This is a genomic window from Frigoribacterium sp. Leaf263, from assembly GCF_001422285.1.
Lineage (GTDB): Bacteria > Actinomycetota > Actinomycetes > Actinomycetales > Microbacteriaceae > Frigoribacterium.
Map to the genome: position 1 here is coordinate 129,332 of NZ_LMMO01000001.1, position 19,505 is coordinate 148,836.

15 protein-coding genes are annotated in these 19,505 nt (G+C 72.8%); 6 read left to right on the forward strand and 9 right to left on the reverse strand.

Going from position 1 to position 19,505, the window contains the following annotated elements; genetic code table 11:
* Nucleotides 1-110: 110 nt before the first annotated feature.
* The 5 genes from ASF17_RS00615 to hrpA all read right to left on the reverse strand — a co-directional run bounded on the left by ASF17_RS00615 (nucleotide 111) and on the right by hrpA (nucleotide 7,351).
* Entirely contained in the window at nucleotides 111-422 is a 312-nt protein-coding gene (locus ASF17_RS00615; RefSeq protein ID WP_055794250.1) for an AzlD domain-containing protein, read from the reverse strand.
* Nucleotides 419-1,189, reverse strand: coding sequence for an AzlC family ABC transporter permease (locus ASF17_RS00620; protein WP_235476286.1), 771 nt, complete (start codon nucleotides 1,187-1,189; stop codon nucleotides 419-421). The genes ASF17_RS00615 and ASF17_RS00620 overlap by 4 nt, the downstream gene beginning before the upstream one ends.
* Nucleotides 1,190-1,266: 77 nt before the next feature.
* Nucleotides 1,267-2,163 (reverse strand): glucose 1-dehydrogenase, encoded by an 897-nt coding sequence (locus tag ASF17_RS00625; RefSeq protein ID WP_055794252.1) that lies wholly within the window; start codon nucleotides 2,161-2,163, stop codon nucleotides 1,267-1,269.
* A gap of 150 nt (nucleotides 2,164-2,313) precedes the next feature.
* Nucleotides 2,314-3,324, reverse strand: coding sequence for a LacI family DNA-binding transcriptional regulator (locus tag ASF17_RS00630; RefSeq protein ID WP_055794254.1), 1,011 nt, complete (start codon nucleotides 3,322-3,324; stop codon nucleotides 2,314-2,316).
* 103 nt (nucleotides 3,325-3,427) lie between these two features.
* On the reverse strand, nucleotides 3,428-7,351 hold the full coding sequence (gene hrpA, locus ASF17_RS00635) for an ATP-dependent RNA helicase HrpA (RefSeq protein ID WP_055794257.1): 3,924 nt from the start codon (nucleotides 7,349-7,351) through the stop codon (nucleotides 3,428-3,430).
* A 155-nt stretch (nucleotides 7,352-7,506) separates the two neighbouring features.
* Between hrpA and ASF17_RS00640 the strand changes: the two genes are divergently transcribed.
* From ASF17_RS00640 to ASF17_RS00665, 6 genes are all read left to right on the forward strand, one after another.
* Nucleotides 7,507-9,093 carry a long-chain-fatty-acid--CoA ligase gene (locus tag ASF17_RS00640; RefSeq protein ID WP_055794259.1) on the forward strand — a complete coding sequence of 529 codons (1,587 nt, stop codon included), beginning with the start codon at nucleotides 7,507-7,509 and terminating at the stop codon, nucleotides 9,091-9,093.
* Nucleotides 9,094-9,196: 103 nt separating this feature from the next.
* Nucleotides 9,197-10,144 carry a DMT family transporter gene (locus ASF17_RS00645; RefSeq protein WP_055794261.1) on the forward strand — a complete coding sequence of 316 codons (948 nt, stop codon included), beginning with the start codon at nucleotides 9,197-9,199 and terminating at the stop codon, nucleotides 10,142-10,144.
* Nucleotides 10,144-11,715: an MmgE/PrpD family protein gene (locus ASF17_RS00650; RefSeq protein ID WP_055794264.1), complete on the forward strand. Its 1,572-nt coding sequence runs from the start codon at nucleotides 10,144-10,146 to the stop codon at nucleotides 11,713-11,715. Before ASF17_RS00645 ends, ASF17_RS00650 begins: the two co-directional genes overlap by 1 nt.
* Nucleotides 11,715-12,617, forward strand: a complete 903-nt coding sequence (prpB, locus tag ASF17_RS00655) for a methylisocitrate lyase (protein WP_055794266.1) — start codon at nucleotides 11,715-11,717, stop codon at nucleotides 12,615-12,617. The genes ASF17_RS00650 and prpB overlap by 1 nt, the downstream gene beginning before the upstream one ends.
* 62 nt (nucleotides 12,618-12,679) lie before the next feature.
* A complete protein-coding gene (locus tag ASF17_RS00660; RefSeq protein WP_055795471.1) occupies nucleotides 12,680-13,879 on the forward strand; it encodes a bifunctional 2-methylcitrate synthase/citrate synthase in 1,200 nt (399 codons plus the stop codon).
* 9 nt (nucleotides 13,880-13,888) lie between these two features.
* A complete protein-coding gene (locus ASF17_RS00665; protein ID WP_055794268.1) occupies nucleotides 13,889-16,108 on the forward strand; it encodes a thioredoxin domain-containing protein in 2,220 nt (739 codons plus the stop codon).
* 72 nt (nucleotides 16,109-16,180) lie between these two features.
* Here the strand turns inward: ASF17_RS00665 and ASF17_RS00670 are convergent, their stop codons facing one another.
* From ASF17_RS00670 to ASF17_RS00685, 4 genes are all read right to left on the reverse strand, one after another.
* Complete coding sequence (locus ASF17_RS00670; RefSeq protein WP_055794270.1) at nucleotides 16,181-16,528, reverse strand: hypothetical protein; 348 nt, start codon at nucleotides 16,526-16,528, stop codon at nucleotides 16,181-16,183.
* A gap of 88 nt (nucleotides 16,529-16,616) precedes the next feature.
* Nucleotides 16,617-17,489, reverse strand: a complete 873-nt coding sequence (locus ASF17_RS00675) for a sulfurtransferase (protein ID WP_162236399.1) — start codon at nucleotides 17,487-17,489, stop codon at nucleotides 16,617-16,619.
* 79 nt (nucleotides 17,490-17,568) lie between these two features.
* Nucleotides 17,569-18,144: a CoA-binding protein gene (locus ASF17_RS00680; protein ID WP_055794274.1), complete on the reverse strand. Its 576-nt coding sequence runs from the start codon at nucleotides 18,142-18,144 to the stop codon at nucleotides 17,569-17,571.
* Nucleotides 18,145-18,151: 7 nt separating this feature from the next.
* The gene (locus ASF17_RS00685; RefSeq protein ID WP_055794276.1) at nucleotides 18,152-19,444 is read right to left on the reverse strand and encodes an O-acetylhomoserine aminocarboxypropyltransferase/cysteine synthase family protein; all 1,293 of its coding nucleotides are present in this window, start codon (nucleotides 19,442-19,444) and stop codon (nucleotides 18,152-18,154) included.
* Nucleotides 19,445-19,505 lie beyond the last annotated feature (61 nt).

A 19,505-nucleotide genomic window follows, 5' to 3' on the forward strand; every position in this document is an offset into this window, starting at 1 on the left:
CACTCCTTCGTGAATCGTCGACTGCCGACAGCATTACATCGTTGTAACCGATGCGCAAGAGCGGGCTGCGAGTTCGGTCCACCCCGCGGCGCGGGTCGAGGAGCCGCGGGTCAGGGCAGTCCGAGGAGGCGCAGCCCGGCCGCCGCCGCAGCCCCCGCGACGACCACGACGAGGAAGGGCGCACGGAGCACGAGTGCGATCCCCGCAGCGACCAGCGCCCCGAGTCGGGCGTCGAGCACGAGCTGCTGGCCCGTCGCCACCGTGTTGGCGATCGTCAGCGAGGCCAGGAGCCCGATCGTGAGGGTGCCGGCGACCCGCGCGACGCGAGGATCCGACAGCAGCGACCGCGGGACGAGGTAGCCGCTGAGTTTCGTCAGGTACGCGACCACGCAGGCGACGCCGATCCAGATCCAGGTGCTCACACCGCGCCTCCTCGGTGCTCGCCGGCGTCGTCGGCCGGCCCCTCGGACGCGTCCGCGCCCACCACGCGGCCGTGGCCGCTTCCGGCCCGGCCGCCGGACCAGCCGAGACCGGCGGCGACGACGGCGGCCAGCACGATCGGCACGCCCGGCGGCGCGAAGGGCACGGCGATCACGGTCACCAGCGCGCAGGCGACGGCGACCGCGCCCGCGTCCCGCGTGCGGAGGCGGGGCCAGAGCAGGGCCAGGAACGCGGCGACGGCCGCTCCGTCGAGGCCCCAGCGACGGGGATCGCCGAGCGCGTCGCCGGCGAGGGCGCCGATCAGCGTGAAGAGGTTCCAGAGCAGGAAGACGCCGACGCCGGCGACCCAGAACCCGCGGCGCTGCTCGACCGGGTCGGACTGACCGGTGCTCGTCGCGAGCGACTCGTCGATGGTCACCTGGGCGGCCAGCGGGCGGAGCAGACCGCGCGGGCGCAGCAGCGCGTTCAGCTGCATGCCGTAGATCGCGTTGCGGACGCCGAGCAGCGCGGCGGCCCCGGCGGCGGCGGACCCTGCGCCCCCGCCGGCGATCACCCCGACGAACGCGAACTGCGAGCCGCCCGAGAACAGCAGCAGGCTGAGCACGCAGGCCTGCGCGGTCGTCAGACCCGAGGCCACGGCGAGGGCGCCGAACGAGACCCCGTAGAGTCCCGTCGCGACGGCGATCGAGACGCCGACCCGGACACCGGGGGAGCGGCGCAGCGGCAGAGGGGCTGCGGGCGTCGACACGCTCCCAGCGTAGGGGTGGGAGCGGGCGTATGACTCCCGGCGTCTCCCGCCCGAGCCGGCCGCAGGGCGCGCGGGGCCTACGGCGTGGGCATGCCGCCGTCGACGTGAAGCGTCTCGCCGACGACGTAGCTCGACTCGCCCGACGCGAGGAACACGTAGGCGGGGGCGAGCTCGGCCGGCTGACCCCAGCGGCCCAGGGCCGTCTGGCTGCCGACGTCGGGGAGCGCATCCGACGGCTGACCGCCGGCGGGCTGCAGGGGAGTCCAGATCGGGCCGGGCGCGACCGCGTTGACGCGGATCCCCTTGGGGGCCAGCTGCATCGCGAGGCCCTTCGAGAAGGTGTTGATCGCGGCCTTCGTCGAGGCGTAGTCCACGAGCATCGGGGCGGGCTGGTACGCCTGGATCGACGTCGTGTTGATGATGGTCGACCCGGGGGCGAGGTGCGGCAGGGCGGCCTTCGTGATCCAGAACATGGCGTAGACGTTGGTCTTGTAGGTGTCGTCGAAGTTCTCGTCGTCGAGGTCGGCGAAGTCCTCGACGTGCTGCTGCTTGCCGGCGTTGTTCACGAGGATGTCGAGCCCGCCGAGACCGTCGACGGCCTTCTGCACGAGGTCGAGGCAGACCTGGCGGTCCTTGATGTCGCCCGGCAGGGCGACGGCCTTGCGGCCGGCGGCCTCGATGAGTCCGACGATGCGCTGGGCGTCCTCCTCCTCCTCGGCGAGGTAGCTGATGGCGACGTCGGCGCCCTCGCGGGCGTAGGCGATGGCGACGGCCGCGCCGATCCCCGAGTCGCCGCCGGTGACGAGCGCCTTGCGGCCCTCGAGGCGACCCGAGCCGCGATAGGTCTCCTCGCCGTGGTCGGCGGGCGAGCTGAGCTCCTCGTCGGTGCCGGCGCCCTCGAGGTACTGGGCCTTCGGGGTGATGTCGGCGAACTTCTTGGTGGGGTCTTCGAATGCGTACTGGTCTGCGGACATGGTGGAGCCTCTCGATCTCGGCAGGGGAGGTCCGACGGTAGGCCTCGCCGCGCCTCCTCGTCAGGGGCCGCTGAAGAACGGCCGTCGTCTATCCCGACGACGAACGGAACGGCCGGAGGCGCGGGTCGACCCGGGCGCTCGTCCCGCCGGTCAGCGTCGCGGAGCCGTGCTCGCTCTCGCGACGATCGTGTGCGGGATGATCGCGAGCTCCGGCGGCCGATCGCGGTCGGCGATGCGGGCGGCGAGCAGCTCGAGGGTGCGGACGGCGAACAGTCTCTTGTCGAGGGCGACGGTGGTGAGCGGCGGCAGGACGAAGCGGCCGTCGGTGATGTCGTCGAATCCGGCGACCGACACGTCGTCCGGCACGCGGAGGCCCGCCGACCAGAGCGCGTGCACGGCGCCGATGGCCAGCGAGTCGGTGAAGCAGAAGAGCGCGTCGGGTGCGTCGTGCCGGGCGAGGGCCTCGGTCACGGCGGCGGAGGCGGCGGCGGGCGACCACGCGTCGCACGACCAGCGAAGGCCCTCGTCGACCGCGAGGCCGGCGGCGGCCATGGCCTCGGTCCAGCCCTGGGTGCGGGCGCGCGCCGTCGCCGTGTCGAAGTCGCGGCCCGAGCTGCCGAGCACGGCGATGCGTCGATGACCGAGTCCGATCAGGTGCTCGGTCATGTCGCGGGCGGCCGAGACGCTGTCGACGCGCACCTGGTCCACGAGGGTCTGCTCGACCTCGCCGATCACGACGAGCGGCGGCAGGCTCTCGGCGCCGACGATGGCGCTCTCGTCGAGGCTGGTCGGGTTCAGCACGAGACCGTCGACGAGGTGCTCCTTGCCGCGCAGCAGCAGCTCGCCCTCGCGTTCGGGTCGCATGCCGGTCTGCTCGAGCTGCACCGACCAGCCGCGCTCGTGCGCGACCTCGACGAACCAGTGCGACATCTCGGCGCTGTACGGGGTGGTGAGGTCCGGGAACGCCAGCGCGATCGACCCGGTGCGTCCGTTGCGGAGCCCCCGCGCGCTGAGATTCGGCACGTAGTCGAGCTCCGTCAGCGCCTGCTCGACGCGCTCGCGGGTCTCGGGTCGCACGAACACGACCCCGTTGATCACGTTCGACACGGTCTTCGGCGAGACCCCGGCGAGGGTCGCCACGTCCTTCACCGTCGCACGCATGCGCCAAGGCTAGCGGCGGCCGCGAGACCCCGGGAACCCGCCCGGACCCCGGCGTGCGCGGCGGGGTCCGGGCGGATTCGGACGGTCTCGTCGTACTGGCCGCTCAGGCGGAGGCGAGCACCTTGACGATGCGCTGCAGCGAGACGCTCTCGCTCGGCCGCAGGTCCTGGGCGAACAGGCTGAGCCGGAACTCCTCGAGCATCCACCGGGCCCGGACGAGCGCAGGAGGCGCGGTGCCGGTCGGGGGAAACGTCCCGCCCGCCGACTCGTACCGCTCGGTCGCCTGCTGCACCTCGCTCAACCAGACGCGGTCGCGCTGGGGGTTCTCGAGCAGCTTCGTCGTCCGTCGGGCGATGCCGACGAGGTACACGGGAACCCGCTGGAGCTGCTGCAGCCCGGTCGCCGACACGAAGCCCGGGTAGACGAGCCGGTCGCGCTGCTGGCGCATGTCGGTCAGGGCCGCGAGCAGATTCATCGACGTCGCGCTCTTCAGCGCCTTGTCGGCGTCGCGCGCGGCGGTCAGGGTGCGGGCGACGAGCGACACGGTCTGGAACATCTGATCCATGACCGCGCTCGAGACCCGGTCGCGGGTCGAGAGGAACTCCTTCTTCGTCATCACCATGCCGTCGGGCTTCACCCGGAACAGGACGTCGTCGACGACGGCGACGAGGCAGTCCGCGAACAGCGCCGCCGTGTTCTGGTACGGGCTCGTCGCGAGGATCAGCTTCTCGGGGCTCGTCAGATGCTGCTGCACGTACGCCACCGGCGAGGGTGTCGCGAGCATGAGCAGCCGCCGGACGCCCTTCGGCGTCGCGAGGGCTTGATCGGCCGGGGTGGCCATGAGCGTGATCGAGACGGAGTCGCCGTGGTCGACGAGGGCCGGGTAGGCGCGGATGACGGTGTCGCCGTGCCGCGTGTCGACGACCGCGGGCAGCTCGTCGAAGTCCCATGACGTGATGCCGGCGCGCTCGAGCGAGTTCGCGGGGCGCTGGTCGGCCTCGGCGACCCGACCCGGGCCTCCTCGGCTCCCGCGGCCGCGCGCGTCGCGTCCGCCGCCCTGCGTGACCCGCGCGACGCTGTCGCGCGTGGCGTCGCGGAGACGGTGCTGCAGCGCCTCGAGGTCCTCGTCGGCGCCGACGGCCCGCCCGCGGTCGTCGACGACCGCGTACGTCACCCGGAGGTGCGCGGGCACCCGGGCGAGATCGAAGTCGTCGGCCGAGACCGGCGTGTAGGTGAGCTTCTTGATGACCGAGGCGAGGGTCGCCGTGAACGGCTCGGAGACGTCGGTCGGCGGAGCGTCGGGCAGCTCGTCGGTGATCCGCTTCGCCCAGTCGGCGGCGGGGACGACGTTCTTGCGGATCTGCTTCGGCAGCGACTTGATGAGCGAGGTGACCAGCTCGTCGCGGAGGCCCGGCACCTGCCAGTCGAAGCCGACCGGCCGCAGGCGCGGCAGCAGAGGCAGGGGCACGACGACCGTCACGCCGTCGTCGTCGGCGCCGGGTTCGAACTTGTAGCGCAGCGTCAGCGTCTGGTCGCCCTGCTGCCAGGTGCTCGGGAACCCCTGCTCGTCGACGTCGGGCTCGTCGTCGCCCAGCAGGTCGGCGGCGGTCATGGTCAGCAGGTCGGGCGTCTCGGTCCTGGCCTTGCGCCACCAGCCCTCGAAGTCGCGCGTGCTGGCGACGTCGGCGGGGATGCGGCGCTGGAAGAACTCGAACGCCGCGTCGCCGTCGACGAGGATGTCGCGGCGGCGCGTCCGCTCCTCGACCTCGGTCAGCTCGCGGATCAGCCGCTGGTTCTGCTGCTCGAAGGCTTGGCGGGACTCCCAGTCGCCCTCGACCAGGGCGTGCCGGATGAACAGCTCGCGCGCGTAGGCCGGGTCGATGCGCGAGAACTGGATGCGCCTCCTCGGCACGATCGGGACGCCGTAGAGCGTGACGCGCTCGTAGGCGACGACGGCACCCTGCTTCTTCTCCCAGTGGGGCTCGCCGTAGCTGCGCTTGACGAGGTCGGGGGCGAGCGGCTCGGCCCACGCGGGGTCGATGGCGCCGTTCACGCGGGCGAAGAGGCGGCTCGTCTCGACGAGTTCGGCGCTCATGATCGCCGCCGGCTGCTTCTTCGCGAGGGCGCTGCCCGGGAACACCACGAAGCGCGACTGACGGGCGCCGACGTAGTCCTTCTTCTGCGGGTCGAACAGGCCGATCTGGCTGAGCAGGCCGGCGAGCAGGCTGCGGTGCACGCCGTCGGGGTTCGTGCTGCGCTCGCCGATGTGCAGACCGAGAGGGCGGGAGGCGCGCGACAGCTGGCGGTAGACGTCCTGCCATTCGCGGATCCGCAGGTAGTTCAGGAACTCGTCGCGGCAGAGGCGCTTGAAGGCGTTGCCGCTGAGCTCCTTCTGCTTGTCCTCGAGGTGGTTCCAGAGGTTCAGCAGGGTCATGAAGTCGCCGGCCGGGTCGCGGAACCTCGCGTGCTTCTCGTCGGCCTGCGCGCGCCTCTCGAGCGGACGCTCGCGAGGGTCCTGGATGCTGAGGGCGGCGACGATGGCGAGCACCTCGCGGGTCGTGCCGTGGGTCTTCGACTCGACGACCATGCGGGCCAGCCGGGGGTCGATCGGCAGGCGGGTCAGCTGCTTGCCGACGCGGGTGATCTGCCCGCCCTGGGTCACGGCACCGAGCTCGCGGAGGAGGTCGAGGCCGTCCTTGATGCCGCGGGAGTCCGGCGGCTGCAGGAACGGGAACGCCGCGATGTCGCCGAGATCGAGCGAGATCATCTGCAGGATGACCGCGGCGAGGTTCGTGCGGAGGATCTCGGGCTCGGTGTACTCGGGGCGCTTCTCGAAGTCGGTCTCGCTGTAGAGACGGATCGCGATGCCGCTGCTCGTGCGGCCCGAGCGGCCCGAGCGCTGATTCGCGCTGGCCTGCGAGATGGCCTCGATCGGGAGGCGCTGCACCTTGGCACGGGTCGAGTAGCGGCTGATGCGGGCGGTGCCTGCGTCGATCACGTACTTGATGCCCGGCACGGTGAGGCTGGTCTCGGCGACGTTGGTCGCGAGGACGATGCGTCGCCGCGTGCCCGCGGTCGTGCTGGGCCGGAAGACCCGGTGCTGATCGGCTGCGCTGAGGCGGCCGTAGAGCGGCAGGACCTCGGTGTGCGGGAGGTTGCGACCACGGATGCTCTCCTCCGCGTCGCGGATCTCGTTCTCGCCGCTGAGGAACACGAGCACGTCGCCCGAGCTCTCGCCGGCGAGCTCGTCGAGCGCCTCGTTGATGCCCTGGAGGTAGTCCTTGTCGTCGGCGCGCTGCCGTCCGCCGGAGCCGGGCCCGGGGCCGGAGCCGGGCCCGGGGCCGGAGCGGGACCCGGCGGACGGGCCGCGCCGCGCCTCCCGCCGGTCGTCGTCCTCGTCGTCGTCGAGGTCGTCGTCGTCGTCGCCGGCCGCGTCGTCGGCGACGAGGGGGCGGTAGCGGACCTCGACGGGGTAGGTGCGCCCCGAGACCTCGACGATGGGGGCGTCGCCGAAGTGGCGCGAGAACGACTGCGGGTCGATCGTGGCACTGGTGATGATGAGCTTGAGGTCGGGGCGACGCGGCAGCAGCTGCTTGAGGTAGCCGAGCAGGAAGTCGATGGTGAGGCTGCGCTCGTGGGCCTCGTCGATGATGATCGTGTCGTAGCGCTCGAGGTCGCGGTCGAAATGGATCTCGTTCAGCAGGATGCCGTCGGTCATCAGCTTGATCTGCGTGTCGGCGCCCACCCGGTCGTCGAAGCGGACCTGGTAGCCGACGACGCCGCCGACCTCGTCGCCGAGCTCCTCCGCGATGCGCTCGCTGATGGTGCGGGCGGCGATGCGGCGGGGCTGCGTGTGCCCGATCTTCGTGCGGCCGAGCTCGAGGCAGATCTTCGGCAGCTGCGTGGTCTTCCCCGAGCCGGTGGCGCCGGCGACGATGACGACCTGGTTGTCGCGGATCGCGGCGGAGATGTCGTCGCGCCGCTGGCTGACCGGCAGCTCGGCCGGGTACGTGATGGTGGGGATCATGGGCGTTCCAGCTTAAGCGGTCGTACACCCTCCCCCGGCGCGCGGGGCGGGCGTTCCGAGTGATGGCGGAGGCCGTGCCTCCCGGGTGGGGGTCTGTGGGGGGACGTACTATCCTGCGAGGATCACTCGTCAACGGAGACGGAGAACACCCGAACATGAGCACCCCCTCTCGCGCGACCGCATCGGTCGCCGCGATCCTGTCCGAGTCCGCGACGCGTTTCGCGGACGACATCGCGGTGATCGTGGGAGCCGAGCGCACCTCCTACGCCGACCTCTGGCAGCAGACCCTCGCCTACGCCGGCGCCCTCCGCGCCAAGGGGGTCCGTGAGGGCGACCGCGTCGCCATGCTCGTGCCCAACGTCGCGGACTTCCCCCGCGTGTACTACGCGACGCTCGCCCTCGGCGCCGTCGCCGTGCCCGTCCACGCGCTGCTGAAGCGCCACGAGATCGAGTACGTGCTCCGCGACAGCGGCTCGACCATCCTCGTCTGCGCCGCCCCGCTGCTCGCCGAAGGCGCCGCCGGCGCCTCGCTCGCCGGCGTCGACGTCGTCACCGTGCTCGCCCCGGGAAGCCCCGTCGACCCGCACGGCACCGGGCACGACCGGCTCGAGGCGCTCGCCGAGACCGCCGAGCCGCTCGACACCTACGTGCCCCGCGACCCGTTCGACACCGCGACGATCCTCTACACGAGCGGCACGACCGGCACGCCGAAGGGGGCCGAGGGGTCGCACTTCGCGCTCATCGAGCAGGTCAACACCAACCTGATGAGCACCTTCGACATGCGACGCGGCGACGTGCTGCTCGGCGCCCTCCCGCTGTTCCACACCTTCGGTCAGACCTGCACCATGAACACCGGTCTGCGAGCCGGCGCGACCATCGTCATGCTGCCGCGCTTCGACGGCGACGCCGCCCTCGCGGCCATGGTCGAACACGAGTGCGCCATCTTCATGGGCGTCCCGACGATGTACATGGCGCTCCTCGACGCGGCCACGCGCTCCGACGCCCGACCGACCCTCCGGTACGCCGTCTCGGGCGGAGCCTCGCTGCCGCTCGCCGTGCTGCAGCGCTTCGAGCAGGTCTTCGGCGCACCGCTGCACGAGGGGTACGGACTGACCGAGACCTCGCCGGTCGCGACCTTCAACCACGTCGGGCGCACACCGCGGCCGGGCACCATCGGCACCCCGATCTGGGGCGTCGACGTCGAGATCGCCGACCCCGGCGTCCTCGACTCCATCGCCCTGCTGCCCCACGGCGAGATCGGCGAGCTCGTCATCCGCGGCCACAATCTGATGAACGGCTACCTCAACCGCCCCGACGACACGGCCGAGGCCATCGTCGACGGCTGGTTCCGCACCGGCGACCTCGGCACCAAGGACGACGACGGTTACCTCACCATCGTCGACCGGACGAAGGACATGATCATCCGCAACGGCTACAACGTCTACCCGCGGCAGGTGGAGGAGGTGCTGGCGACGCACCCCGACGTGACCATGGCGGCCGTCTTCGGCGTGCCGCACGAGCGACACGGACAGGAGATCGAGGCGGCCGTGGTGCTCCGCGAGGGTGCGACCGTCGGCGCCGACGAGCTGGTGACGTTCGTCTCGGACGAGATCGCGGCCTACAAGTTCCCCCGCGTCGTGCACATCGTCGAGTCGCTGCCCCTCGGGCCGAGCGGCAAGATCCTGAAGCGCGAGCTCGTCGCCCGCTTCACCGCGCCCGAGGTCGTGCCGAGCGCCCCCTGACCCGAGCGCCCCTGACCCGGCCGCCCCCTGACCCGCGCGGCCCGGCGGAACCGCCCCGCACCTCCTCGACGCATCCGGGCCCGCCGCGCCCTACGATGACGGCATGCCCGCCATCGTGCTCGCCGCGCTCCTCTGGGGCACGACCGGCACGGCCGCGACCCTGCTGCCGGGCGACGTGAGCCCCCTGGCGACCGGCGCCGCGACCATGGGCGTCGGCGGTCTGCTGCTGGCGCTGACGGCGCCTCGGGCGACCGTCGCCGTCCTCCGAGGAGGCGCGTCCGCCTGGCGCAGGATCCTCCCGGGGGCGCTCGCCGTCGCCGCGTACCCGCTCGCGTTCTACTCGTCCATGTCGCTCGCCGGGGTCGCGGTCGGCAACGTCGTCGCGCTCGGGACGGCGCCGGTGTTCGCGGCGCTCCTCGAGCGCTTCGTCGTGACGCGGGGGACCGGGCGCCCGCTCGACCGACGCTGGGCCCTGTCGGCCGGGGCGGCCGTGCTCGGCGTCGTGCTGCTCGTCGGCGGGGGCGCGGGGCACGGGGCGGCTGACGGCGGGGCGGCCGTCGCCGGCCCGCTCGGCACCACGACCGGCGCGGACGCCGACCTGCTCGCCGGGATCGCCCTCGGTCTGCTCGCGGGTCTGGCCTACGCCGTCTACACCGACACCGCCGGCCGCCTCATGCGCGACGGGCATCCGTCGCGAGGCTCGATGGCCGCCCAGTTCGGCGTCGGCGCCCTGCTGCTCCTTCCGGTGCTGCTGCTGACCGGCGCGCCCCTGCTGCAGTCGACGGCGTCGGTCGGGGTCGCCGCCTACCTCGCCCTCGGCCCGATGTTCGTCGCGTACCTCGCCTTCGGCCGGGGACTCCGCACGGTGACGGGCTCGCGGGCCACGACGGTGACGCTGCTCGAGCCCGTCGTCGCGACGCTGCTGGCCGTGCTGGTCGTGGGCGAGCGGCTGTCGCCCCTCGGCTGGCTCGGCGTCGCGCTGGTGCTCGCGGGCGTCGTCGCCGTGGCCGTCGCGCGACCCGGCCGGTCGCGCCTAGAGTCGAGGGCGTGATGCTCAACGACGTGCACGTCCACCGTTCCGACGACCCCCTCGCCCGGGCCGACGAGCTGGCCGCCAAGCTGGCCGCCGTCGCCCTCGACCCCGTGGCCGTCGACGCCGACGTGGTCGACATGATCGTGAACCGGGTGATCGACAACGCCGCCGTGTCCGCCGCCAGCCTCGGGCGGGCACCCGTCGCGGCCGCCCGGGCCCAGGCCGCCGCCCGTCGGCAGGCTCCCGACGATCGCCGAGGAGGCGCGGGTCGCTCCGGCGCCGCCGGTCGCGGTCGCGAGGGCGCCACCGTCGTGGGCCTCGACCCCGCGATCCGCGTGCAGCCCGAGTGGGCGGCGTGGGCGAACGGCGTGGCCGTCCGCGAGCTCGACTTCCACGACACGTTCCTCGCGGCGGAGTACTCGCACCCCGGCGACAACATCCCGCCCGTGCTCGCCGTCGCGCAGCACGTCGGCGCGACCGGAGAGCAGCTGGTGCGCGGTCTCGCCGCCGGCTACGAGCTGCAGATCGACCTCGTCTCGGCGATCAGCCTGCACGCCCACAAGATCGACCACGTGGCGCACCTCGGGCCGAGCGCGGCGGGCGGCATCGGCGCGCTGCTCGGACTCGACGCCGAGACGACGGCTCAGGCCATCGCGCAGGCGCTGCACACCACGACCGCGACGCGGCAGTCGCGCAAGGGCCTCATCTCGACCTGGAAGGCCTACGCCCCCGCGTTCGCCGGCAAGCAGGCCGTCGAGGCCGTCGACCGGGCTCTGCGCGGTCAGACGAGCCCCAGCCCGATCTACGAGGGCGAGGACGGCGTCATCGCCTGGCTGCTGGACGGCCCCGACGCCCACTACCGGGTGCCGCTGCCCGGCCCCGGCGAGTCGAAGCGCGCCATCCTCGCCAGCTACACGAAAGAGCACAGCGCCGAGTACCAGGCCCAGGCGTGGATCGACCTCGCCCGTCGGCTCGGACGCGAGCACCCCGAGCTCCGCGACCCCGCCGCGATCGGATCGATCGTGCTGCACACGAGTCACCACACGCACGTCGTGATCGGCTCGGGCGCCGGAGACCCGCAGAAGTACGACCCGACGGCCAGCCGCGAGACCCTCGACCACTCGATCCCCTACATCGTGGCCGTCGCCCTCCAGGACGGCGAGTGGCACCACGAGCGCAGCTACGCCCCCGAGCGCGCCGCCCGCCCCGACACCGTCGCGCTCTGGCGCCGCATCACCACGGCTGAGGACCCGGAGTGGACGCGGCGCTACCACTCGATCGATCCGGCCGAGAAGGCGTTCGGCGGTCGCATCGAGGTCGAGTTCGCCGACGGGCGCCGTCTGGTCGACGAGATCTCGGTCGCCGACGCCCACCCGCTCGGCGCCCGCCCCTTCGGTCGAGAGGACTACGTGCGGAAGTTCCGCACCCTGGCCGCCGGCGTGCTGGCCGACGACGAGATCGAGAGGTTCCTCGACACGGCCGCGCGCCTCCCCGACCTGCGGGCCGGCGAGCTGCAGGGGCTGACCCTCGCCGCGCCTCCCGGGTCGCTCCGAGCGGCCGACGACGCCCTGCCCGACGGGCTGTTCTGATGCTGTACTCGACCCTGACCCCGGCCGAGAAGCGTCGTCGGCTCCGTGCCCGACTGGACGACTCCGACGAGCTGCTGCGCCTGCCGGGGGCGTTCAACCCCCTGAGCGCGCGCCTCATCGAGCAGAAGGGCTTCGAGGGCGTCTACGTCTCGGGCGCCGTCGTCAGCGCCGATCTCGGTCTGCCCGACATCGGCCTGACCACGCTGACCGAGGTCGCGCAGCGGGCCGCTCAGATCGCACGGATGACCGACCTGCCGACCCTCGTGGACGCCGACACGGGATTCGGCGAGCCCATGAACGTCGCCCGCACCGTGCAGACGATGGAGGACGCCGGCGTCGCCGGCCTCCACATCGAGGACCAGGTCAACCCGAAGCGCTGCGGTCACCTCGACGGCAAGGCGGTCGTCGATCTCGACACCGCCCTCAAGCGCATCCGCGCGGCCGCCGATGGTCGACGCGACCCCGATCTGCTGATCATGGCGCGCACCGACGTCCGGGCCGTCGACGGCCTCGGCGCCGCGGTCGACCGGGCCAGGGCGCTCGTCGACGCCGGGGCCGATGCGGTGTTCCCCGAGGCGATGACCGGCCTCGACGAGTTCGAGGCCGTCGCCCGGGCCGTCGACGTGCCCGTGCTCGCCAACATGACCGAGTTCGGCAAGGGCCGCCTCCACACCGCCGACGAGCTGCGCGACGCCGGGGTGCGGATCGTCATCTACCCGGTGACGCTGCTGCGACTCGCGATGGGCGCCGCCTCGCGCGGCCTCGACGAGATCGCGACGGTGGGCACCCAGGAGGCGCTGCTCGGCTCCATGCAGCACCGCAGCGATCTCTACGACCTGATCGACTACCGCGGATACACGGCGTTCGACTCGAGCGTCTTCGACTTCACCGTCGAACGCTGACAGCGGGGCCCGACGCACCCGCGCCGGGCCCGCCGAGACCACAGGATCACGAAGGAGTGACCATGACCGACACCATCACCTCCCCACCGCCCGTCGAGCTGCACAAGGGACTCGCCGGCGTCGTCGTCGATCGCACCGCGGTGTCGAAGGTCGACGCGGCCAGCAACTCGCTGCTCTACCGCGGGTATCCCGTGCAGCAGCTCGCGGCCGAGCGGGACATCGAGGACGTCGCCCATCTGCTGATCCACGGCGAGCTGCCGACGGCCGAGCAGCGGGCCGCGTTCGACGCCGAGCTGCGGGCCGCCCGGCCGCTGGCACCGGGCCTCCTGCACGTCATCGATCTGATCCCGACCTCGGCGCACCCGATGGACGTCGTCCGCACGGCCGTCAGCGCGCTCGGCGCGGCTCAGCCCGAGCCGAGCACCGCGCCCGGCGAATACGACGCCGACGCCACGCGTCGGATCGCGACGCGCCTGTTCGCGGTGCTGCCCGCCGTCATCGCCTACGACCAGCGTCGCCGCCACGACCTGCCGCCGGTCCCGCCGCGCGACGACCTCGGCTACAGCGCGGACTTCCTGCACCAGGTCTTCGGACGCGAGGCCGACCCGCTCGACGTCCGGGCGTTCGACACGTCGATGGTGCTCTACGCCGAGCACTCGTTCAACGCGTCGACGTTCACGGCGCGCGTCATCGCGTCGACCCTGTCCGACCTCCACTCGTCGATCGTCGGCGCGATCGGCGCGCTCAAGGGCCCGCTGCACGGCGGTGCGAACGAGGCCGCCCTCGAGCTCCTGGCCCGAGTCACCGACGCCGGCGGGGCCGAGGGTGCGGGCGAATGGCTCGACGGCGCCTTCGCCCGTCGCGAGAAGATCATGGGCTTCGGGCACCGCGTCTACAAGAACGGCGACAGCCGGGTGCCGACGATGGAGCAGGCGCTCGCCGGTCTCGTCGACCGGGCCCGCGCCTCCGGAGACGCCCGCATCGCGGACCTCGCCGCCACCTACGACGTCCTGGCCGCGGGCGTGCTCGAGAAGAAGGGCCTCAAGCCCAACGTCGACTACCCCTCGGGGCTGGCGTACCACCTGATGGGCTTCGACACCGCCGTGTTCACCCCGCTGTTCGTCGCCTCGCGCGTGCTCGGCTGGAGCGCTCACGTGATCGAGCAGCGCGAGGCGAACTCGCTGATCAGGCCGCTCAGCCACTACGACGGCGCCGAGCTGCGCGACGTGCCGCCCCGCGCGGAGGGTGCGGCCCCGGCCTAGCGTGGGGGCATGACCAACCGCCTCGTCGACGCCGTCAGCCCGTACCTCCGCTCGCATGCCGAGAACCCCGTCGACTGGCGTCCGTGGGGCGCCGAGGCGTTCGCCGAGGCCGCCCGTCGCGACGTGCCCGTGCTCGTCTCGATCGGCTACTCGACGTGCCACTGGTGTCACGTCATGGCGCGCGAGAGCTTCTCGGACCCGGTGCTGGCCGAGGGGCTGAACGCGCGATTCGTCGCCGTCAAGGTCGACCGCGAGGAGCACCCCGACGTCGACTCCAGCTACCTCGCCGCCGCCTCGGCCTTCACCCCGAGTCTCGGGTGGCCCCTGACGGCCTTCGCGACGCCCGAGGGTCGGGTCTTCTACGCGGGCACCTACTACCCGCCGACCCCGGTCGGCGAGCACCCCGCCTTCGGCCAGGTGCTCGACGCCGTGACCGAGGCGTGGCGCGATCGGCGCGCCGAGGTCGAGGCGACCGCCCGAGCGGTCCAGGAGGCGCTGTCCGGTCGAGCCGCGCCTCCTGCGGTCGCCGACGGGGCCGTGTCGCCGATCGTGCCCGAGACGTCGGTCGTGCTGCCGTCGACCGACGACCTGAGGGCGGCGGCCGGCCGACTCGCGCCCTTCGAGGACACCGAGCACGGCGGGCTGGGCGGGGCCCCGAAGTTTCCGACCGCGCCGCTGCAGCTCGCGCTGCTCGGACTCGGCGCCGGCGGCGACGAGACGGCGGCCGGGCTCGCGTCGCGGACGCTGCGGGCCATGGCGGCGTCGCCCCTCCGCGACCCGGTCGAGGGCGGCTTCTTCCGCTACTCGACCCGGCACGACTGGGCCGACCCGCACTACGAGCGCATGCTCTACGACAACGCGCTGCTGCTGACCGCCTACTCGCGGCTGGCCGTGCTGGAGGGCTCCGGTGCGGGTGCCGGTGCTGCGGGTGCCGGTGCCGGTGCTGCGGGTGCGGGTGCCGGTGCCGCCGCGGCTTTCGGTCGTGACGCCGACGCGGTCCCCGCCCGTCGGATCGCCGAGGGGGTCGCGACGTTCCTGCTCGAGCGGCTGCGCACCGCTCGCGGCGCCTTCGGCTCGGCTCAGGACAGCGAGAGCACGATCGACGGGCGCCGCGTCGAGGGCGGCTACTACCTGCTCGACGCCGCCGGCCGATCACGGCACGAGGCGCCTCCGGTCGACGACAAGGTCCTCACCGGGTGGAACGGGCTCGCCATCGCCGCACTGTCGGAGGCCGGATCGAGACTCGGTCGACCCGAGTGGATCGACGCGGCACGCGAGGCGGCGGACGTGCTGCTGCGCGAGCACGTGACGGCGGAGGGGCGGTTGCTGCGCGCCTCCACGTCCTCCGGTGTGTCGACCGCCGTGGCGACGCTCGAGGATCACGGCATGCTCGCCGAGGGGCTGCTGCAGCTCGCCCTGGCGTCCGGGACGCCCCGCTACGCCGTCGAGGGGCGGAGACTCGTCGATCGCTGCCTCGACGCCGGCGACCGCAGCCGAGGAGGCGCGGGTCGGGAGGGTGCGGACGACCCCGTCTTCGTCGCCCCCGGCGGCGTCGACCCCGTGCTCGCGGCCCAGGGCACGGCCCTCGTCAGCGACCCGTCGGAGGGCGCCTACCCGTCGGGCACCGCCGCGATCGCGACGGCCTCGGCGACCCTCCACCGGATCACCGGGCTGGCGCGCTACCGGACCGCCGCCGAGCTCGCCCTCGCGCCGACCGCCTCGGCCGCCCTCGGCTCGCCGTCCGCGTACGGCACGACGTTCGGGGTCCTCGCCGACCTCGCGGCGGGCGCGACGCAGGTCGTCGTCGTGGTGCCGGGTGCAGGCGCGGACGACGGCGCGGGCGTGGGCCCGGCCGACGCCGGCAGGGGAGCCACCGCCACCGCCGACGGCGGTGCGGCTGCCGACGCCGGCACCGAGACGGATGCCGGTGGCGCCGACGCCGAGGTGGGCCTCGCCGACCTGGCGCGGCGTCAGGTGGCACCGGGACTCGTGGTCGTCGTCGTGGACGACGGCGGGGCGGGAGCCTTCGCGGAGGCCGGGTTCGAGCTCTTCGAGGGGCGTCGTGCCTTCTCGGCGGGGTCCGATGCCGGCCCGGCGCCGACGGCCTACGTCTGCCGGGACTCGGTCTGTCGTCTGCCGGTCACCGACTCGCGGTCGCTCGTGCGCGAATTGGCGACCGCGGCCGTGGTCGGTGCCACGTCCGTGGCCGGCGCGGTGGACGGGGCCTGAAGCACGACGGGGTGGACGGGACTCCGCAGGATCGTGCGGGACCCGTCCACCCCGTGGTGGGCGAGTGGGCTCTCAGGCCCGGGGCTTGGGCGGGCCGGGCTTGGGGTGACCGGGGATCGAGTCGCCCGAGAGGTTCAGATCGGCGGGATCGACCTCGATGTCTCCGACGTCGTCCGGTCCGCCCTCGCCGGGGAGCGTCTTGACGGCGTCGGCGTCGATGTCGTCGTCGACCGCGGGCGAGTCGGTGGTGTCCGATCGCTGCATCTCGGCCGTCGTCTTCTCGCTGCGCGGGAAGTCGGCCGTCGGGTCGTCGTTCTCCGTCGTGCCGTCGGCCGCGGGGGAGGTGCTGCCGGTCGAGTCGCTGCTCGAGTCGCTCGCCTGGGTGTCGCTGGGCTGGGTGTCCTGCTCGTCATCGTGCATGCGCGGCACCGTACGCCGTGGAGGTGCGCGCGACATGTGCGTCCGGCCGGCCCGGCACGGATCGCCCGCCCGGGGCCGCCCGGAGCCCTCAGGCGGCCAGAGTCCGAAGGGGTGCTTCGGAGTCGGATGACCACTCGTCGAGCGAACCGTCGTACAGGGCCACGTTCCGCTCGCCGATGAGGGTCAGGGCGAAGGCGTCGGCGCTCGCCTCGATGCCGGCGCCGCAGTAGACGACGACGCGGCCGGCACCGGCCACGGGGGCGAACGCGGCTTCGATCGAGCTCTCGGCCCGGAACTGGTGGTCGGGGTCGACCAGCCGCTCGACCGGCACCGACACGCTCGAGGGGATGTGCCCCAGCCGTGGGCGTCGACCGTCGAGCCCCGCGAACTCGGGCGCCGGCGAGGCGCAGACCAGGGCCGCCGACTCGTCGCCGGCCACGACGCGTTCGACGAAGGTCTTGTCGACCCACAGATCGGGTCGCTCGACGGCCTCGAAGAGGGTCGGGTCGGGCTCGACGTGACCGCGCTCGACCGGGCGGCGCTCGTCGCGCCACACGCTCGCTCCGCCGTCGAGCACGGCGACGTCGTCGTACCCGAATGCACGGAACAGCCACCACAGGCGGCACGCCCATTCGCTGCGGGCGTCGTCGTATACGACGACGGTCGTCTCGTTCGAGATGCCGAGCGCGCCGACGGCGTCTTCGAAGCGCGCCCGACCCGGGCGCGTGAAGGGCAGATGGGCGTCCGAGGCGCTGAAGTCGCCGATGAGGTCGGCGAAGACGGCGCCGGGCACGTGCTCGGCCCGGTGCCCTTCGCGACCCGTGGTGAAGCGCCCGGTCGGGGTGCCGTCGACACCCGCGACGGGACGCACGGTGGTGTCGACCACGACCATGTCGTCGGCGCCCAGGTGGTCGGCGAGCCACTGGGTCGAGACGAGAGGGGAGGTCAGCACAGGGGGCATGGGCCCCACCGTAGCCACGACGACCGACATCCGGCGTCAGGCGGGCAACACGGCGTCACGAGCCGCCGCCCCGGCGGGGTCAGCGACCGGTCTTCTTGGCCGAGATCACCCCGGTGTCGAAGCCCATGAGGTTGAGACCGCCGTGGAACCTCGCGTGCTCGACCTTGATGCAGCGATCCATGACCACGGTGAGCCCGTTCTGCTCGGCGTACCTCGCCGCCTCCTCGTTGTAGATGCCGAGCTGCACCCAGATCGTCTTCGCGCCGCTGGCGAGCACGTCGTCGACGACCGAGGGGATGTCGCTCGCCTTGCGGAAGACGTCGACGATGTCGGGTACCTCGGGCAGCGACGCGAGGTCGGGGTAGGCCTTCTGCCCGAGGATCGTCTCGGCGTTCGGGTTCACGAAGTACACGCGCAGGTCGCTCGACTGCTGCAGGTAGGTGCCGACGAAGTAGGAGGAGCGGGTCGGGTTGGGCGACGCGCCCACGATGGCGACGGACTGCGCCCCGCGGAGGATCGCCTGACGCTCCTTCGCACTCGGTCCGACCCAGGTCCGCTGCGACTTCAGGAGCTTCGCGAGCGGCGAGCCCGAGGGGAGCTCGCAGGTGAGCCCGTTGCTCAGCTGCGTGGTGACGGTCTCGGTGATGTCGGTCATGGCGGGGTCACTCGCCCTTCGTCGCGGCGCGGAGCGCCTGGTCGAGGTCGTGCACGATGTCGGCCGGGTCCTCGATGCCGACGCTGATCCGCACCGACCCGGGCAGCACGCCCGCATCGACGAGCTGCTGCTCGCTCAGCTGCGCGTGGGTGGTCGAACCGGGGTGGATGACGAGGGTCTTCGCGTCGCCGATGTTCGCGAGGTGACTCGCCAGCTCGACCGACTCGATGAACGTCCTCCCGGCCGCGCGACCGCCCTTGAGCTCGAACGTGAACACCGAGCCCGGCCCCTCGGGCAGGTACTTCGCCGCCCGGTCGTGGTGAGGGTGGCCGGGCAGCCCGGCCCAGCGGACGCGCTCGATCCGAGGATCGGCGTCGAGCCACTCGGCGACGTGACGGGCGTTCTCGACGTGGGCGCGCATCCGGAAGGGCAGGGTCTCGACGCCCTGGGCGAGCAGCCAGGCCGAGTGAGGTGCCAGCGCGGGGCCGATGTCGCGCAGCTGCTCGGCGCGGAGGCGGGTCAGGAAGGCGTACTCGCCGAAGTTGCCCGACCAGTTGAGCCCGCCGTAGCTCGGGACGGGCTGGTCGAAGAGGGGGAACCGCTCGGAGTCCCAGGCGAAGCGGCCCGACTCGACGACCACACCGCCGAGGGTGGTGCCGTGGCCGCCGAGGAACTTCGTGGCCGAGTGGATGACGACGTCGGCGCCCCACTCGATCGGGCGGTTCAGGTACGGGGTCGCGATGGTCGAGTCGACGATGAGGGGCACGCCGGCTGCGTGGGCGACCTCGGCGAGACCCTCGAGATCGGCGATCTCGCCGGACGGGTTCGCGACGGTCTCGACGAAGACCAGCTTCGTCTTCGGGGTGATGGCCGCGGCGTAGTCGGCCGGGTCGCTCGACTGGACGAACGTCGTCTCGACGCCGAACCGGCGGAGGGTGACGTCGAGCTGGGTGATCGAGCCGCCGTACAGGTTGGCGCTCGCGACGATGTGATCGCCCGCACCGGCGAGCGAGGCGAAGGTGATGAACTGGGCGCTCAGCCCGCTCGACGTCGCGACGGCGCCGAGACCCCCCTCGAGGCTGGCGATGCGCTCTTCGAACGAGGCCGTGGTCGGGTTGGCCAGGCGGCTGTAGATGTTGCCGTACTTCTGCAGCGCGAACCGCGCCGCGGCGTCCTCCGTGTCGTCGAACACGAACGCGCTCGACTGGTAGATGGGGAGGGCCCGCGAGCCCGTCACCGCGTCGGGGATGTTGCCCGCGTGGATAGCCCGCGTGCGGAAGCCGTACTCACGATCTGCCATGCGCCAACGCTAGCCGCTGGTCGTCACGGGGGGACTCGGCAGGTAACCCGACGACACATGA